Raw genomic sequence first — 13940 nt, 5'->3', positions numbered from 1 at the left:
TCAGGGACGGGCAACCCGGGTGGTGGCGGGGTCGCGGGCCGGCGGGACGCTCGGGGCGGGAGTGGACGCGGAAGTCGGCGTGCGCGCCGGCCGCATCGCGTCCGCCTCGCCGGGGAGCAAGTACTCGATCCGCTCGTACATTGGAAAGGCCGTCACGTAGCCCGGCGCCGGATACTTCCCTCGGGACAGGTGGGGAAACACGACCATGATGAGATCCGGGTTGGGGAGCCGGGCGAAGCGGCGTTCGAGCTGGAGCATCGCCGGCTCCAGGACCGGGCCGGGCAAGACTTCGGTGGCGGGCCGCAGCGGGAGGGCTTCGCGGGCGCGGATGCGCTGGTACTCGGAGGTGCGTTCGCGGTAGATCTCCTCGACGGTGGGCCCGTCGTCGGGCAAGGGCGATTTGCGGGGTCCGGCGACGCTGCAGGCGCCGAGGGCGAGGACTACCATCGCCACGGCCGCGAGGAGACGCGCGATTCGCGAAGAATCAGTCCAGTCCATAGTAGCTACCTCGCAGATGGGAAGTCCCGGTTGCTGACGCGTCCAGACGCCCGTAGTCGATGCGCCTCGCGTCGGGCGCCTTGTCGATCTGGATCTCGGCGTCGATGTGCACGTCCACCTCGCCGCCAGCGCGTACGACGACCGCATCGAAACTGTCGGCGAGTCGGCGCATCAGCCAGTTCGTCACCTCGTCGGTGCCGGCGCTCGCCATCTGCCCGAGGATGTAGGTGCCCTTGCTTCCCGTGACCCGGCTGCTGGTGGTCCCGAAGACGTTCTCCGTCGTGGTCGTTTGGGCCGCGGCCGCTGCCTGGCCCGCGATCGACAGGCTCCGCAGGCCGATGGTGTCGGTGAGGACGGTCGGAGCGTTGGTGACGAACTGCCCGGGGATGCAAGGGTTGCCGTGGCGGTCGGAGATCCAGCCGAGCTTCGGCGCCGCGGCGAGCGAAGGTTTGCCGACGGCCGTCCCGCCGGTCGCGCCGTACAACGGGGTCGTGCCGTCGCGGCGACGGCTGACCGTCTGAATGCTCCCGTCGTTGAAGACGAAGGTCATAGACTGGATGAGACCCTCGGCGCAGGAGAGCGTCATGTCCCCGATGGCGATTCCCGATACCACGACGCCGGCGAGGTTACGGGGAAGGTAATGACCGTTGGCGGCCAGGTTCTCGGGCCCCAGCAGAAGCTTGAACTGCATCGGATCGGTCACCTTGCCGTCCACCGGTACCCGGCCGATGATCGCGGTCATGTTGGCGACACCCGTCAGGGTCGCGTTCTCCGGGATCGTGTAGAACGGCGTGGGGGCAGGGGTGGCCGTTCGAGCCTGGGCACCCTTCGTCCGGTTGGCGGGCGGCGCCCCTTCGCCGAGGGTGACCTTGCGCACAGCACCTTGCCGTCCATCGGCGCCCTTGCCCATCTCGTAGCCCAGTGGCAGGACGCGAGTCGGCGCGCCGGTCCCGGCGAATGTTGCCGCATCCGGTTTCGCCTTGTCGAAGCCGAAGCCGGCAGGAAGGTTTGCCGCGCCGACCGCTGATCCGAGTAGACCGCCCGACGGCTGAGAGTCGGGCGCGGCGGGCTGCTGGCGCTTGAGGGCGTCCATTTCGGTTGTCATCTCGGTGCGCAGCTCGCGGCGAAGCTGTTCGCGGATGCGGTCCTCGCTGCGCTGGTGGCGATCGTTCTGCTCCTGCAGGCGGCGGTTTTCGGCGATCAAAGACTGCACCCGGTCGTTCAGCTCGGTGTAGCCCGCGACCACGGTCTTGAGGGTTTCCTGCGGCGTATCGGCGTCGGCCCCCTTGGCGGTGGGTGGCAAGGGGGCCTCCGGCACTTTGGTCAGGGGCGGGCCAGGCTCGACGCCCGGCGACTCGCTCTGCTTGTAGAGGATGTATCCGGTCCCGATGAGGGCAATCACGGCGAGGACGGGGACGAGCCTGTTCTGGGCGATCTGCATGACGGCCTCCTAGCGCCACAGCGGCACGGCCGGGAACGGCCGATCGGAGACGAGGTAGACGGCGGTGGTGTCGGCCTCGGAACCATGGGGTGAGAGATGCCAGTGCTGGGGCGTGGCGGCGATCCACTGCCCCCGTAGCCACCGCATGTCCAGCTCGAGGTCGATGGCGCGCCCGGTGCGGTTCGTGAAGCGCACCGCCGTCACGTGCAGTGACCCACTCGACCAGGCCCCGAGAGGCGCGGTTTCGATCTCTCCACCCCGGTAGAGGCCGACCATGGGCGACTGATCGACCGCCTCCTGGCGCACACCCGGCAGCGCGGGAAGCAGGCGGGCTGGCGCATACAGCATCTGCGCGGCGTAGCGCGTGAGCTGGATCATGTCGACCGCCGGGTCGTCGTTCGACCGGCTTTCGGCGCGCTCATCACGCTCTCCTGCGACATCACCGGGTAGATGGACGCGGAGCATCGGCGGGACCTGGACTCCTTCGAGCGACTCGACATCGAGCGGAACCGTCGCGTTGCCGTCGATCGCCTGGGCATACAGGCGTGTGCGCGGGAAGGGGGCGTTTGCAGTCAGATACGCGGTGTCTTCGATAATCTGGACCTCGAGCAGACTCTGTAGGCCGGCGGGCACATCGATTGCCGCGACGAACGGGAATTGCACCAGGCGCTCCCGCTCCGGGCTCAGGAGCAACTGGACGGGGAGGCGCTCGAAGAGCATATGCTGGGTACGGCCGCCATCGGGCTGGCGATCGACGGGGCGAGCGGGTGGGCGGGCTGCCGCCTGCGTTTCGAGGGGTGATGGAGAATGTGCGGGTTTCCCAGCCGTAGAGCGGTCGGAATCCGGAGTGGGTGCCGGAGCGGGCGAGGGAGCCGGTTGCGGGGGAAGGGCACCGAGATCCATGGTCGTCGTGCCTGCGGGATGCCAGGTTGGCACCGCCTCTGGCCCGACAGGACGCGGTGACAGGTTTGCCGGGAACGTGGCCGTGGCTTCGGGCTGCTGTGCAGAGGCGGAGGCAAGAACACCGAGGCAAACAAGCGCTGGGGCGGCGCGACTGGCGATCATGGCGACTTCTCCTGGGGTTCCGGGATCCGTAGCGGCACGGCCTCCGGCAGGTCCGAACCTGGATCGGCAGCCGAGGGTGCTGCGGCCGGAGGCAGTGGTGCCGCGGGCGCCGGCTGGGTGGCGATCGGCGCCTCGAGCGCCTGCGGGTCGATCCGTTCGGGATAACGGCCGGCAAAGCAGTTCAGGGCGAGACCCCAGGGGTTGCGCTCACGGTCCACGTCGTAGCGCACGACGTGCAGGGGATAGCGGATGAAGGTGTCCTTGACGGGCATTCCCCTGGAGGTCTCGAGAATCTGGGCGTCGAGGAGCACGGTCCATCCTCCGTTGCCGTGCGCCGTCACCCGGTTCGCGGTATAGCCGTACCCGGGAATCTCCAGGAGGGCGCGGGTGCGCTGGATCAGCTCCGCATCCCCGGCCTTGGTGCTGACATCCCTGAGGAGCTGCTCCCGGCAGGAGGGCGTCAGGTAGTTCTGGAGCGCGTAGATCTGCGCGACGTAGTCCTTGGAGCCATCCTTGGCCCAGCGGTTGACCTGCTGCCAGATCAGATACCCGAAGGCATAGACGTTCGGAGGCGGAACCGCCGGTGTACGTCCCCCCCGAACGGTGGCTCCGCGGGAGAGGTCTGGCGGAATGTGCACGGTGAAGTCCGTCTGCCTCATGAACCGGTCGGCCACCGCGATCAGCACGATGACCAGCGCAACGAGGATGGCCCAGGACTGGAGGCGAATCGTCGCGCGGGCGTTTGCGAGGTTGTCGGTGTAGGCGGGCATGGCAATGCTCCGGGTCTCAGCACAACGGGTTCCGGCGTTTCGCCACCCGAGGGGGCTCGAGTGTGCGGCCGAGGTCCCAGGCGCCCGCGTGCGTGACGAAATGGGAGCGGATGAGGCCGAGGCGCGCCGCGCGACGCTTGAGCAACTGAACGTAGTAGTGATCGGGGCGATTGCGCTTCATCGTGGCGAGGTACCCTGCCGTGAGCCAGACCGTGGCAATGGGACCGGTGGCGATGATGAGCACGGCCACCGGGAAGTGCCGCAGGGCGAGGCCCACCACGCTGCCCACCGGGAACCACAGCAGGAAGGCCATCCCGATGGTCCACTTGGACTCGGTGTACGAGAGTCCTTTGATGATCGCGGGCTCCGCGTTCACCCGATCCGGCAGCGGTGCTGGGCCCGGCCCGACGGAGATCTCCGGCAGCGACGCCAGGGGGCTGGAGGAGTCCATGGCGGCGTCTAGTCGATGATGACGGCGGCCTCGTTGAGGAGGTAGACCATGAGCACCAGCACCACGGCACCGACGACGGCCAGCACGCCCAGATCCCCGAGCTCCGCGCGACCCATGCGGTATTCGTTGAACTTCGCGATGCCGCCCGCGGCGACCGCGATGAAGCCCAGCGTGGCGATGATGAGTCCGAGAACAATCAGACCGTTCTTGAAGTACTGCTTGCCGATCGCGATGTAGTCCCCGGAAGCGGCGCCGTCTGCGGCGACGGCCGTCGGCAGTTCGGCCAAGGCCGGTTCGACGAGGAAAGCCGAGGCGAGGACGGCGAGGCCCAGCAACAGGGCGCGGGCGGCGCGGTTCGCCTGGTGCCACAGACAAGGCGCCGGCGCTTGTGCCATGTGACGATCCGTGGTGCTCGCTGCGCCCGAAGGTGGGATGAGGAGCTTCATGGTTTCCTCCGTGAAAAGGTGAGGCGCCGCACCGTGGAAGGCTTGCAGGCTTGCGGCTCAGCCTGCGAGGGTGGCCGCGATCTAGGTGAGCAGATCGATCAGCAACAGGACGATGATCAGCACGCGCAGCTTGTAGAACAGGAGCATAGGTAGACGGCGCGGGTCGTCGATGCCTTCGATCCCGAGTCTGCGCACCATGTCGGCGGCCCAGAGGACGATCACGGCGCCCACGAGCAGGGCAAAGAACAGCGCGATGTAGCCGGGCTGGTAGCCGGCGGCGGCAGCGAAGGCGGCGGACTGTTGGGGCGACATGGCGGTGCTTCCGGGCTCAACGCCGGTAATCGCCCTTCAGCGGTTCGATCGGGCGAGGATGGCGCGGCGCGTCGAGGTGATCGGCGATACCGGCGCGGATGAGATCGATGTCGCGGGCGAGGTCGTCGTACTGAAAATGGATGCGAGCAATGGAGGGGGCATCGGCCTTCGCCGCGCGAATCTCGGAGGCGAGAAGCGCGAGCTCGTGCTCGAGGCGCGCGAGGTTCTCGCGCTCGCGGTCGGCGTCGGCCGCCACCGGCAAGGCGGCAGCGGCGACAAGGGCGGCGATGGTGGAGCGGAGCGGCAATGACATGACGGACTCCTCGGTTGCTACAAGTACTTCTTGAACGTGCTGGCGGTGGTCGAGACGGCGGCGGCCACCAGGGTTGCGAAGATCAGGACGAGGTATGCCGGATTGAATCCGTCGAAGGGCCACGCGAGATAGGCGGTGAAGCCGGCAGTGAGGAACCACCAGGCAAAGCGCTTCGAGTGGTGGTAGACGTAGGAGGACTCCCGGCCACCGGTCCACTTGCGCAGGTCGCGGCGGACCAGGCCATCGATCAGGCCGATGAGGATCGCCATCGCGAAGGCCGGCAGCGCAAAGAAGGCGATCGCCAGGCGGATGGCGGTGTCCTGGGCGACGTAGATAGCGGTCTCGACGACGCGCCCGGCTTCCTTGACGATGCGGCGAGCGGCGCGCGCATGGGGATTCGCCACCACGTCGGGCTCGATGGCAGCCGTACGGACGATGAAGGCGGGAGCGCCCAGCCACCGGAACGGACGTGCGACGAGTTCGGCGAAGTCGCGCGCAAGGGCGACCGTGTCGTCGACCATGAGCGATCGGGGATAGCCTTGGAGGTAACCGAAGTCCTCCTCCACTGCGGCCATCGCGCGCTCGACGCCGCGGCCCTTCCAGAACGTGTGATCGCCCAGGACGGTGAGGGCCGTCCCGAAGATCCATGAGCTGAGGGTGGAAAAGGCGAGGCCGACTACAACGCTCACCAGGGCGGCAATGGGGCCGCGGGACCGGCCCGCCGCTGCGGTCGATGCCTGGGGTGCCGGGTGGTGGGCGGGGGGCGAGGTCGAAGCGGTCGTACTCATGATGCCTCCCCGGTGTCACCGCCCGACGTGTCGAAGCCCAGTGGCGCGACGAGCCCGATCGGCATGTCCTTCAGCCAATCGGTCTGCGCGGCCCAGTCCTCGGCCGTTCGATACTTGGCCCGCATCTGGATCGCCACGTCGCGGAGCGACGCCGGAATGAAGCGATCGTTCGTGGCATCGGGCAGCGGAAAGCGCAGCTTGAAGAGGCGGTTGCCCTCCAGTAGCGCGAAGGCCTGGCCTTGGGGCAGGGCCATGATGTCGGCGGGGGAGATCATCGGCATCCGTTGTGTGGTGAGGCGGTCCTCGTTGCGCGAGGTGAAATCCGTCTCGGTCGACCCGTCCGTGTCGCTCACGCCGGTCACCACCATCAGATGCTGGACGTCGACCTCGGGCAACTGGTTGCAGAAGAACTCCGCGGTGCCCGGGTCCTTCACGCGCAGCATGATGAGGTTGTTGAAGTTGCCCAGCACTTGGCGAGCCTTGGCGGCATCGCCGAGCTTCGCCTCGATGTCGGGAATGGTCTGGGTGTAGGCGGTGATGCTGAAACCCGAGCCGCCGAGCTTGTTCACCATCGGCACGAACTCGGGGCCCGCGATCTCGTTGACCTCGTCGAAGTGGCAGGCCACGTCGGGCAGGATGATCTTGCCCTCGGGGTGGTGAGGATCGAGGCCGGTCTTGTAGAGCTTGCCGCCGACGCTCACGAGATCGGCGAGCATCGAGTTGCCGACAGCCGCCGCGACCGTGGCATCGGAGAGCGCGTCGAGGCCCACATAGACGATGCCGTCCTGGCGGATGATCTGCATCCAGTCGAAGATGGGACGATCGTCGGCCGGATCGAAGTAATCGGGCGAGATCAGCTTGCCGACGGGGCCGGTGGTGAGCTTCTCCAGGAAGGGGCCGAGCGAGGCCACGATCTTCTCAAAGAAGCTCCGTTCGTAGCGCACTGCGGTGGCAAGCCCCTGCAGTACCGCATTGGGCAGTTGCAGATCTTTCAGTACGTGCACGAGGGCGATCAGGCGGTCGCTGCGATCCTGTAGCGCGCGCGGAACGGTGATCTGGCGCTTTTCGATGCGGGTCTGTACGTCCTCTACCAGGGTCTCCCAGTTCTCGGGTCCCTCCGTGCGCAACACGTGGGTCGCGTAGCGCAGGAAGAGGGGCTCGATGTCGGTGATGTTGCGAAGCAGCAGGCCGTAGGTGGGGACCTGCCCGAGGGCGACCTGGGCCTGGGCGACGAGATTCGTGAAGCGCCACGCGAATTCCTTGAACGCCGCCGAGTTGCCGCTGGAGGGCAGCGGATTCGTCGTGCGGTTCGCGACCTCGGTGATGCGGGCGAAGTTGCCGATGCCGTTGTAACGGGCGGAGATGTCGGGGTAGCCCAGGTGGAAGAGGTAGAGCTGGTCCAGGCGCCCGGCGCGAGCGGCCTCGGCATGGACGCGCAGCATGAGGTCTGCGTCGCCCTTCGGGTCGATGACGATGACGACCTTCCCATCGCGGATGTCCTGAGTGACGAAGAGTTCCATCGCACGAGTCTTGCCGACGCGGGTCGTGCCGAGGACGGCGAGGTGACCGGGACGATGCTTCTGCCCGAGCGCGACGTGGACCTCGTCCGGCTCGACCCCATGCAGTACCGGCGTCCCGCCGAGATCGGGAGGTTCGGAGAGCGGGTTCCACCAACGCGGGAGGAGGAGCGCCGCGGACAGCGGCTTGAGCGGGGTCGGACCCATCGCGCGGAGTAGCGCGCGCATCGCGCGAAAGCTTGCGCCCTCGACCAGATAGGGGTGGGCCTGTGGCCGCGTGGCGTCGATGCGGCGCTGGGTGTGTTGTTGCCCCCACGCGAAGCCTTCGCCCAGGTACAGCTTTCCCGGAACGCGCGGCAGTTTGTGCGGCGCGATGGTCGTCACCTTGTACCGGGTGAGCCCGTACTGATAACGGCCTACGCGCCATGCCTGGCGGGCGCGCAGGCCGGAGAAGCCGAAGGCGAGGCCGGCGGTGCCAAGGCCAAGGTCAGGCGGCATCATCAGTGCCCACGGGGCGACGAGTGCGACGAGCCCGCAACTCGCCGCGGTCAGGGCACTCCAGATTTCGATTGGGGGGCGCAGCCACGCCTCGATGGTGCCCTGGCTCATGTGCGATTCCGCAAGAAGAGCGCACAACCATGATCCATAGCCCGAGAGGAGGCCATTGAAGCGGACCATGGTTGTGCTAAAACCGCCGTTGCAGCGGTGGAGGAGTCGAAAAAACCGCGGCGGTAAGGAGAAAGATCGAAGCGAATGGGATAGGGCGCCCGAGTCGTCCCGGCGCGATCATCTCCGACAAGAGCAGTGGAAAACGCAGCGGAGAGCCGCGCGCAATCGGCTCCGATGGGGGATGCAGCGAGAGCTGTCCAATGCAGCAGCTCAGGCATGATCGGGAATCCTCTCCAATCGGGCGAAGACGGAATGCGCGTAACGGTTGCCTCGCGCGAGGTCGGCGGGGTTGTGATAGGCGCCGGTGGCGTCGAACCAATTGGATGCGGAGCGACGGCGGTCGAGAAGGATCGCGCCGGCCACCCGCAGGTTGTGCCAGGGGTCGAGCGCGAGCTCGGGGGTACGCAATTTGTCGGCGTGGTAGTGCCAGTTCACCTGCATCGGGCCGCAATCCACATTGCGTACGCCCTGCGCGAGCACGCGCTTGAGCTCGCTGACGGCTTCCGGATAACGTTGGTAGCGACGGGGGCTACGGCGGACGTTGAGCGTCCATGGCCAGGGCAACGCCAGCGCCCCCCACTGCATGACGGATTCCTGGATCGCGATCGCAAAAAGGAGTTTGGGCGGAAGCGTGAGCGACCGGGCCACGCTGAGGTAGGCGGGCGGGACCGGCGGATAGACCGTCTGTCGGCGCTCGCTGCCGAAGGCGAGCGCCGGCGCTGCCACGAGCAGCCCGCCCTGACAGAGGCGGGCGAGGAAGGCGCGACGTGCGCCGGACACGCTCATGGCGCCGCCCCTCCCGGCGCGAAGTACCAGTTGGGGAGGGAGGGAGTGTTCGGGGCGCGTCCAAAGTCGATCGCCTTGTCGTGCGGGAAGAGACGTCGCATCGCCGCATCACCGGCTCGCTGCCACGCGAGGACACGCTGAGCATCGTCGTGCAACAGCTTGGTGAAGAGCTCCGCATACCGATCCCGCTCCGCGTCGGAGCGGGCGTGGATGCCAAGCACTTCGACCGGGCTGATGTTGGATACGCTGAAGGCGCCACGTGGGCCGTGCATCAGGTGTCGCGCGCGTTGCAGCTCCTCGACGGTGATGGCCCAGTAGCCAGCCTCGACGCGATCGACGGCGGCAACTTCGGTGGCCTCGGCGGCGGAGGGGTTGGTGGCGGTGGTACCGGGTTGGACGCCGCGCAGCCGCGTGTGGCCGGTTTCAACTGCCGCGGCCGGGTGCAGCGCGGCGACGAGGAGGAAGAGGACGGTCTTGCGCATGCGCAGCCCCTCAGTGCTGTACACCGATGGCGGTCAGGGTGCCATCGGACGATCGGAGGTGGACCCGACGGGCCTGTGGGTCGATGCGCTCGATGCGTGCAACGCCCACGACATCGCCCTCGCGATAGAACGTCATCTCGCCGTGCAGGCCGCGAATCGCGACAGAGGGCTCACTGCCCCAGGTGTCGATCGACAGGACCGTGGGCATTTGCGGCTTGGGTGGCTTGGTGGCCACGGTCCGACGCGCCGGGACCGGCGCCGGCCGGGGCGGATTGGCGAGCGCTTCCAGCTGCGCACGGAGGTCGTCGTTGTGCTCGTCAGACGCGACAAGGCGGGTTTCGATGGTGGAAAACCGGGCCTCGAGAGCGTCGAAGGAGCGGGAGAGTTCGACGATGCGCTCGTCAAGCCGGTCAATACGCGGCGACTCAGGAGGTGCCGGCGGGGGCTCGGGCGCCGCGATCGGCGGGAGTGGCTGCCGCTCCGGCTCGGTACGCTCCGGTTCCGGAACCGGTTCCGACGATCGTGAGCCGAGGAGAAGGAAGACTGTGCCAGCGACGAGCAGGGCAGTGATCAGGTACAGCACGAGCGTGCGGTGGCCCGGCGAGCGCAGCGAAAATCGCGGAGTGGGGCGGGAGGATGCACCGACGGGCGGGGTTTGCGGCGCGTTCATTGGATCGCCTCCAGTGGCGTGGCGGGGGCGACGGGACGGATGACGACCTCTTCAACCGTCGCCACCGCGCCGGGGGGCGCGGAGCCAGGATCACGCAAGGCGATCGCCAGAGTGCGATCGACGGGCGACGCCTTCACGTCGTAGGCGTTTCCGAGGAGAACCTGAAGAATGGCGCGGGCAGGGTAGGGCCCCAGGACGCGATGCGATTCGGGCAAGGGCAAGGCCAGGAGGGTTGTGGCAGCGGGGTCGGCGGATGCCACGCGGTAGCCGGTCCGCAGGAGGAGATAGTCGACCGCATCGCCTACGGTTCGCACCTGCTCGCGAGGGAAGTGGACGGTCGCGACGACGGTGAGAGGATCGACGACGGCTGCAGCAGGGACAGGCTCGGCGTCGGTGTAACGGGCAAGGCGGACGTGGTCGGGCGGGGGCGGGGTAGCCGACGCACCGGTGACAACCAGCAGTAGCGCAAGCGCAAGAAGGCGAGACATGGCGGTCTGCTCCGTGATGGAAGGCGTCCCCACCGGGAGGCGGTGAGGACGCCGGGCTGCTGGGGTCAGCGGCCAGTCACGGGGCGCAGTGTGGCGAGCGCGTCGCCGGCTTGCAGCCCGAAATTCAAAAAAGATTTTTTGAGTTTCGCCTTGCAACGAGATGAAGAAAATGGCGGGCGAAAGGATTGAAGGGTGGGCGGCCCGCGGCGGTCCGCCTTCTACCGGGCTACGGGCCCAACCCGAAAGGGCGCCCAGCGCAAATTCCGCTGGGCGAAGGATTTACTGGTACGGGGTGCCTTGCGGCAAAGGCCGACGGGAGACGGGGCCTTCAGGCCGCCTGGAGCAGCCTGAAGGCAAATGCGCCAAAGGGGCCGGCACTGCCGCTGCGGCATGTCAAGCGGAAAGTCGAAAAACCTGGCGCGAATTTGGTGCTGACGGAAAGGGCGAAATGCGGCACGCTCTCGTCGCGATCCGGCAATCGTGGGTGCCATCGACTCCTCACCAAGTCCTCTGTCCTATGCCGAAAGTAAGACGGGCCATGCGCGGCCGCGGGCGGCCGTCCAAGGCTCGGGCCACGATGTGAAGAAGAACAACTCGCACCTTTCCGGACGTGTCTTCGTGATGAACGACCTACCCCCGCCGATTTCCCCCCTCCAGCAGGAGGCCCGTACCCAGGCCGTTGTGACCATCGGTCATTTCCTCGAGGGCCTCGGCGAGCCGGGATGGCGCAGCGTGCTGCTGGGCTGGCTCGGGCGATACGACGGCCTGGAGGTGTACCTCTACCCGGAGGACGATCCGGTGCTGACGGTCCGGGGTCTGCTGGCGCGCTACGTGGAGGCGCTGCGACCGGCCGATCCGGTCCGGCTGGCCACGGATCTGGCCGCGTTGCCGTTCTGTCGGTACCGCGCCCAACGTGGCGATGAGAAGTGGAGGCCTCTGGCGGAGACCTTCTCCTCGTTCTGTAGAGGTACGACCGTCGAAGTGTGGGAGTCCGAGCGGCCGGCGCCACCACCGCAAGTCCTGGAGAACTGGCTGCTGGCGCAGTTCTGTGCAGCCCAGATCTACAATCGCCGGAGCTGATCCACATGATCGAGCTGGCTGGCGCATGTTTCCTGGCTGCGGCAGCGCTGGGCGGCTGGCTCGGCTGGTCTATCCGCCGCGAACGGGTCGTGCAGCAACGTCGGGCCGATATCGACGCAAAGCCGGCGAACGCGGGGACTCCGGCCACCGGTGCCGCCCCTGGACTGGCGGCAAACCGAACGGGCTGGCTCAGGGTCCTCGACGCGCCGGTGCTGGTCCATGTGTGCAAGCTTTCGAACGCGCTGCAACAAATCCATCGTGAATCGAAACTGAGCCAAGCCATGTGGGATCGCGACGTCGGGCCCGCGATCCTCGGCTACCTGCAGTTCGTCCAGCTTCTGCCGGCGAGCGAGGCGCACCACCACGCGCACGTTGGCGGCCTGGCCGCCCACACGATCGAAGTCATCCGTGCGGCGGTCGCCTTGCGCAATGGATACCTGCTGCCGAAAGGCGGCGCTGCCGAGGCGATCGACGCCCAGCGCGATCACTGGACTTACGCAGTCATCCTCGCCGCGCTGCTCCACGACATCGGCAAGACGATGACCGACTTGCGGGTAAGCATCGCCGAACGGCCAGATGGTCCGGGACGCCCCTGGCTGCCGGTATGCGGCGACATGCCGACCGCCGACGCGGTCGAATATGAGGTGCGATTCGCGCCGAAAGCCGAACGCAACTACGGTGCGCACCGTCGCCTGCCGCTGGTGCTGGCACCAAGGATCGTCCCTGCAACAGCCCTGGCCTTTGTGGCGCGCGAACCGTCAGTCATGCGCGAGCTCGAGGCGGCTTGGTCGGGGGATGATGCGACCGGGGTGCTGGCCGAGATCGTGCGCCAAGCGGATCGCCACTCGGCCGCGAGCAACTTGCAGCTGGGGCCACGCAACCAGTTCGCGACTGCGACAGCCATCCCGCTGGTCGATCAGCTGATGAATGCCATGCGCCGGCTGCTGCGCCAAGGTGCATTGCCGCTCAACCGGGATGGTGCGGCAGGCTGGATCGGTGCTGGCGCAGCCTGGTTCGTGGCGAAGCGGCTCGCGGACACCGTACGGGAAGAGATCGCGCGCGCCGATCCAACCGACGGCGCGAGCATCCCGGGGCCGGCGAAGAACGACCGGCTATTCGACAGCTGGCAGGACTACGGCCTACTTGAGCGCAACCCCGATACCGGACAGGCGATCTGGTACGTGGAGGTCCGCGGCGAGGGGTATACGCACGAGTTCGCGATGCTGAAGTTCCCCTTGGCGAAGCTTTTTGACTCGGTGGACGATTACCCCTCCGACTTCGACGGCGAGCTCTTCGTCATACCACCCCGCAAGACACGGGGCACGCGACCCGACGAGCCGCCGGGCGATCGCTTGGGCGGCGCACCAAAGACGTGTGATGCCCACCCCGAGCGGCAACGCGCCTCGGGTCTCCTGACCCCGCCATCCCCCGTTCCTCCCCGAAACCCGCCCATGCAGCCGTCAAGCGATCCTCGAGTGATGAGCAGCCGACGAGCGGGGCGAAGAACAGTGAGGCCGAGGAATATGAGGTGCCAGGCGCGACCGCAGGGCTCGGCCGAAACCACGAATTCCTCTCGAATGACGATTCGGCGACGGCTGCCAGTGCCGCGTCCGGAACACGCGGCCGCCTGCCTCCGGCTACCCGGCCCGTCACCCCGTTCGTGTCCGTGCCTAAGACGGACGCCGACGGCGGCAAGTCGGATCATGAGGCGCCCGGCGAGGCAGCCTGCCGCTTCATGGCGTGGCTGCAACAGGGCATCGCAGATGGTTCCATCCCCTACAACGAAGCGGGCGCGCCGGTCCATTTCGTACCCGAGGGGATGGCGCTGGTCTCCCCGCGGACTTTCCGCGAGTTTGCAGCGCTCTACGGCGACGACGGCAATGGGTTGGACCCTGGCACAAGCCCATCCGACAAGCAGGGTATCGGCATCCAGCGCCAGGTCATCAAGGCGCACTGGCACCTGGTCGGCCCCGGAAACTCGAACGTTCATCACTTCGGCGTAATCGGCCGCGGCGGCAAACGCGTAGGAAAGCTCGCCGCGGTCGTGATCCAGCACCCCGAGCGCTGGTTCAATCCTGTTCCGCCGTCGAATCCGAGCGTGGTGCCGTTCGTCGATCCCAAGTCGTCCGAGCCGCCTGGAGCGTGCTCGTGATCCACCCGCCCG

Annotated in this window: 16 protein-coding genes and 1 pseudogene; 3 read left to right on the top strand and 14 right to left on the bottom strand. The window is 67.3% G+C overall.

Annotated elements, in window-relative coordinates:
* The 14 genes from GO608_RS19305 to pilL2 all read right to left on the bottom strand — a co-directional run bounded on the left by GO608_RS19305 (window position 1) and on the right by pilL2 (window position 10696).
* Window positions 1-498, bottom strand: a complete 498-nt coding sequence (locus tag GO608_RS19305) for a TIGR03751 family conjugal transfer lipoprotein (RefSeq protein ID WP_247003341.1) — start codon at window positions 496-498, stop codon at window positions 1-3.
* Complete coding sequence (locus GO608_RS19300) at window positions 485-1939, bottom strand: TIGR03752 family integrating conjugative element protein (protein ID WP_169200447.1); 1455 nt, start codon at window positions 1937-1939, stop codon at window positions 485-487. The genes GO608_RS19305 and GO608_RS19300 overlap by 14 nt, the downstream gene beginning before the upstream one ends.
* A 9-nt stretch (window positions 1940-1948) precedes the next feature.
* The gene (locus tag GO608_RS19295; RefSeq protein ID WP_169200446.1) at window positions 1949-2659 is read right to left on the bottom strand and encodes a TIGR03749 family integrating conjugative element protein; all 711 of its coding nucleotides are present in this window, start codon (window positions 2657-2659) and stop codon (window positions 1949-1951) included.
* 341 nt (window positions 2660-3000) lie between these two features.
* Window positions 3001-3774 carry a PFL_4703 family integrating conjugative element protein gene (locus GO608_RS19290; protein ID WP_169200445.1) on the bottom strand — a complete coding sequence of 258 codons (774 nt, stop codon included), beginning with the start codon at window positions 3772-3774 and terminating at the stop codon, window positions 3001-3003.
* 16 nt (window positions 3775-3790) lie between these two features.
* Window positions 3791-4225 (bottom strand): TIGR03750 family conjugal transfer protein, encoded by a 435-nt coding sequence (locus tag GO608_RS19285; protein WP_169200444.1) that lies wholly within the window; start codon window positions 4223-4225, stop codon window positions 3791-3793.
* 8 nt (window positions 4226-4233) lie between these two features.
* On the bottom strand, window positions 4234-4671 hold the full coding sequence (locus GO608_RS19280; RefSeq protein ID WP_169200443.1) for a TIGR03745 family integrating conjugative element membrane protein: 438 nt from the start codon (window positions 4669-4671) through the stop codon (window positions 4234-4236).
* Window positions 4672-4752: 81 nt separating this feature from the next.
* On the bottom strand, window positions 4753-4983 hold the full coding sequence (locus GO608_RS19275; RefSeq protein WP_169200442.1) for a DUF3262 family protein: 231 nt from the start codon (window positions 4981-4983) through the stop codon (window positions 4753-4755).
* A gap of 16 nt (window positions 4984-4999) precedes the next feature.
* Window positions 5000-5296, bottom strand: a complete 297-nt coding sequence (locus tag GO608_RS19270; protein WP_169200441.1) for an integrative conjugative element protein, RAQPRD family — start codon at window positions 5294-5296, stop codon at window positions 5000-5002.
* A gap of 17 nt (window positions 5297-5313) precedes the next feature.
* On the bottom strand, window positions 5314-6084 hold the full coding sequence (locus GO608_RS19265; RefSeq protein ID WP_169200440.1) for a TIGR03747 family integrating conjugative element membrane protein: 771 nt from the start codon (window positions 6082-6084) through the stop codon (window positions 5314-5316).
* Entirely contained in the window at window positions 6081-8210 is a 2130-nt protein-coding gene (traD, locus tag GO608_RS19260) for a type IV conjugative transfer system coupling protein TraD (protein WP_169200439.1), read from the bottom strand. Before traD ends, GO608_RS19265 begins: the two co-directional genes overlap by 4 nt.
* Window positions 8211-8480: 270 nt before the next feature.
* Window positions 8481-9056, bottom strand: coding sequence for a transglycosylase SLT domain-containing protein (locus tag GO608_RS19255; protein WP_169200438.1), 576 nt, complete (start codon window positions 9054-9056; stop codon window positions 8481-8483).
* Window positions 9053-9538: a hypothetical protein gene (locus GO608_RS19250; RefSeq protein WP_169200437.1), complete on the bottom strand. Its 486-nt coding sequence runs from the start codon at window positions 9536-9538 to the stop codon at window positions 9053-9055. The genes GO608_RS19255 and GO608_RS19250 overlap by 4 nt, the downstream gene beginning before the upstream one ends.
* Window positions 9539-9548: 10 nt before the next feature.
* Complete coding sequence (locus GO608_RS19245) at window positions 9549-10208, bottom strand: hypothetical protein (RefSeq protein WP_169200436.1); 660 nt, start codon at window positions 10206-10208, stop codon at window positions 9549-9551.
* Window positions 10205-10696: a PFGI-1 class ICE element type IV pilus protein PilL2 gene (gene pilL2 / locus GO608_RS19240; protein ID WP_169200435.1), complete on the bottom strand. Its 492-nt coding sequence runs from the start codon at window positions 10694-10696 to the stop codon at window positions 10205-10207. The genes GO608_RS19245 and pilL2 overlap by 4 nt, the downstream gene beginning before the upstream one ends.
* 579 nt (window positions 10697-11275) lie before the next feature.
* Between pilL2 and GO608_RS19235 the strand changes: the two genes are divergently transcribed.
* From GO608_RS19235 to GO608_RS19750, 3 genes and pseudogenes are all read left to right on the top strand, one after another.
* Window positions 11276-11776, top strand: a complete 501-nt coding sequence (locus GO608_RS19235) for a hypothetical protein (protein ID WP_247003339.1) — start codon at window positions 11276-11278, stop codon at window positions 11774-11776.
* 5 nt (window positions 11777-11781) lie between these two features.
* Window positions 11782-12996, top strand: a pseudogene (mobH, locus tag GO608_RS19755) (MobH family relaxase); the annotation flags it as partial.
* Window positions 12997-13511: 515 nt separating this feature from the next.
* Window positions 13512-13928 carry a conjugal transfer nickase/helicase domain-containing protein gene (locus GO608_RS19750; protein WP_425532313.1) on the top strand — a complete coding sequence of 139 codons (417 nt, stop codon included), beginning with the start codon at window positions 13512-13514 and terminating at the stop codon, window positions 13926-13928.
* The last annotated feature ends 12 nt before the right edge of the window (window positions 13929-13940 follow it).

Source organism: Aromatoleum buckelii, from assembly GCF_012910785.2.
Lineage (GTDB): Bacteria > Pseudomonadota > Gammaproteobacteria > Burkholderiales > Rhodocyclaceae > Aromatoleum > Aromatoleum buckelii.
This window is presented reverse-complemented; position numbering and strand designations above follow the sequence as displayed.

Bases quoted from the DNA above. Each gene is read 5' to 3' on its own strand.
- pilL2 (WP_169200435.1), bottom strand. From the start codon at position 10,696: ATGTCTCGCCTTCTTGCGCTTGCGCTACTGCTGGTTGTCACCGGTGCG.
- traD (WP_169200439.1), bottom strand. From the start codon at position 8,210: ATGAGCCAGGGCACCATCGAGGCGTGGCTGCGCCCCCCAATCGAAATC.
- GO608_RS19300 (WP_169200447.1), bottom strand. From the start codon at position 1,939: ATGCAGATCGCCCAGAACAGGCTCGTCCCCGTCCTCGCCGTGATTGCC.
- GO608_RS19275 (WP_169200442.1), bottom strand. From the start codon at position 4,983: ATGTCGCCCCAACAGTCCGCCGCCTTCGCTGCCGCCGCCGGCTACCAG.
- GO608_RS19305 (WP_247003341.1), bottom strand. From the start codon at position 498: ATGGACTGGACTGATTCTTCGCGAATCGCGCGTCTCCTCGCGGCCGTG.
- GO608_RS19265 (WP_169200440.1), bottom strand. From the start codon at position 6,084: ATGAGTACGACCGCTTCGACCTCGCCCCCCGCCCACCACCCGGCACCC.
- GO608_RS19245 (WP_169200436.1), bottom strand. From the start codon at position 10,208: ATGAACGCGCCGCAAACCCCGCCCGTCGGTGCATCCTCCCGCCCCACT.
- GO608_RS19295 (WP_169200446.1), bottom strand. From the start codon at position 2,659: ATGCTCTTCGAGCGCCTCCCCGTCCAGTTGCTCCTGAGCCCGGAGCGG.
- GO608_RS19280 (WP_169200443.1), bottom strand. From the start codon at position 4,671: ATGAAGCTCCTCATCCCACCTTCGGGCGCAGCGAGCACCACGGATCGT.
- GO608_RS19285 (WP_169200444.1), bottom strand. From the start codon at position 4,225: ATGGACTCCTCCAGCCCCCTGGCGTCGCTGCCGGAGATCTCCGTCGGG.
- GO608_RS19290 (WP_169200445.1), bottom strand. From the start codon at position 3,774: ATGCCCGCCTACACCGACAACCTCGCAAACGCCCGCGCGACGATTCGC.
- GO608_RS19250 (WP_169200437.1), bottom strand. From the start codon at position 9,538: ATGCGCAAGACCGTCCTCTTCCTCCTCGTCGCCGCGCTGCACCCGGCC.
- GO608_RS19255 (WP_169200438.1), bottom strand. From the start codon at position 9,056: ATGAGCGTGTCCGGCGCACGTCGCGCCTTCCTCGCCCGCCTCTGTCAG.
- GO608_RS19270 (WP_169200441.1), bottom strand. From the start codon at position 5,296: ATGTCATTGCCGCTCCGCTCCACCATCGCCGCCCTTGTCGCCGCTGCC.
- GO608_RS19750 (WP_425532313.1), top strand. From the start codon at position 13,512: ATGGCGTGGCTGCAACAGGGCATCGCAGATGGTTCCATCCCCTACAAC.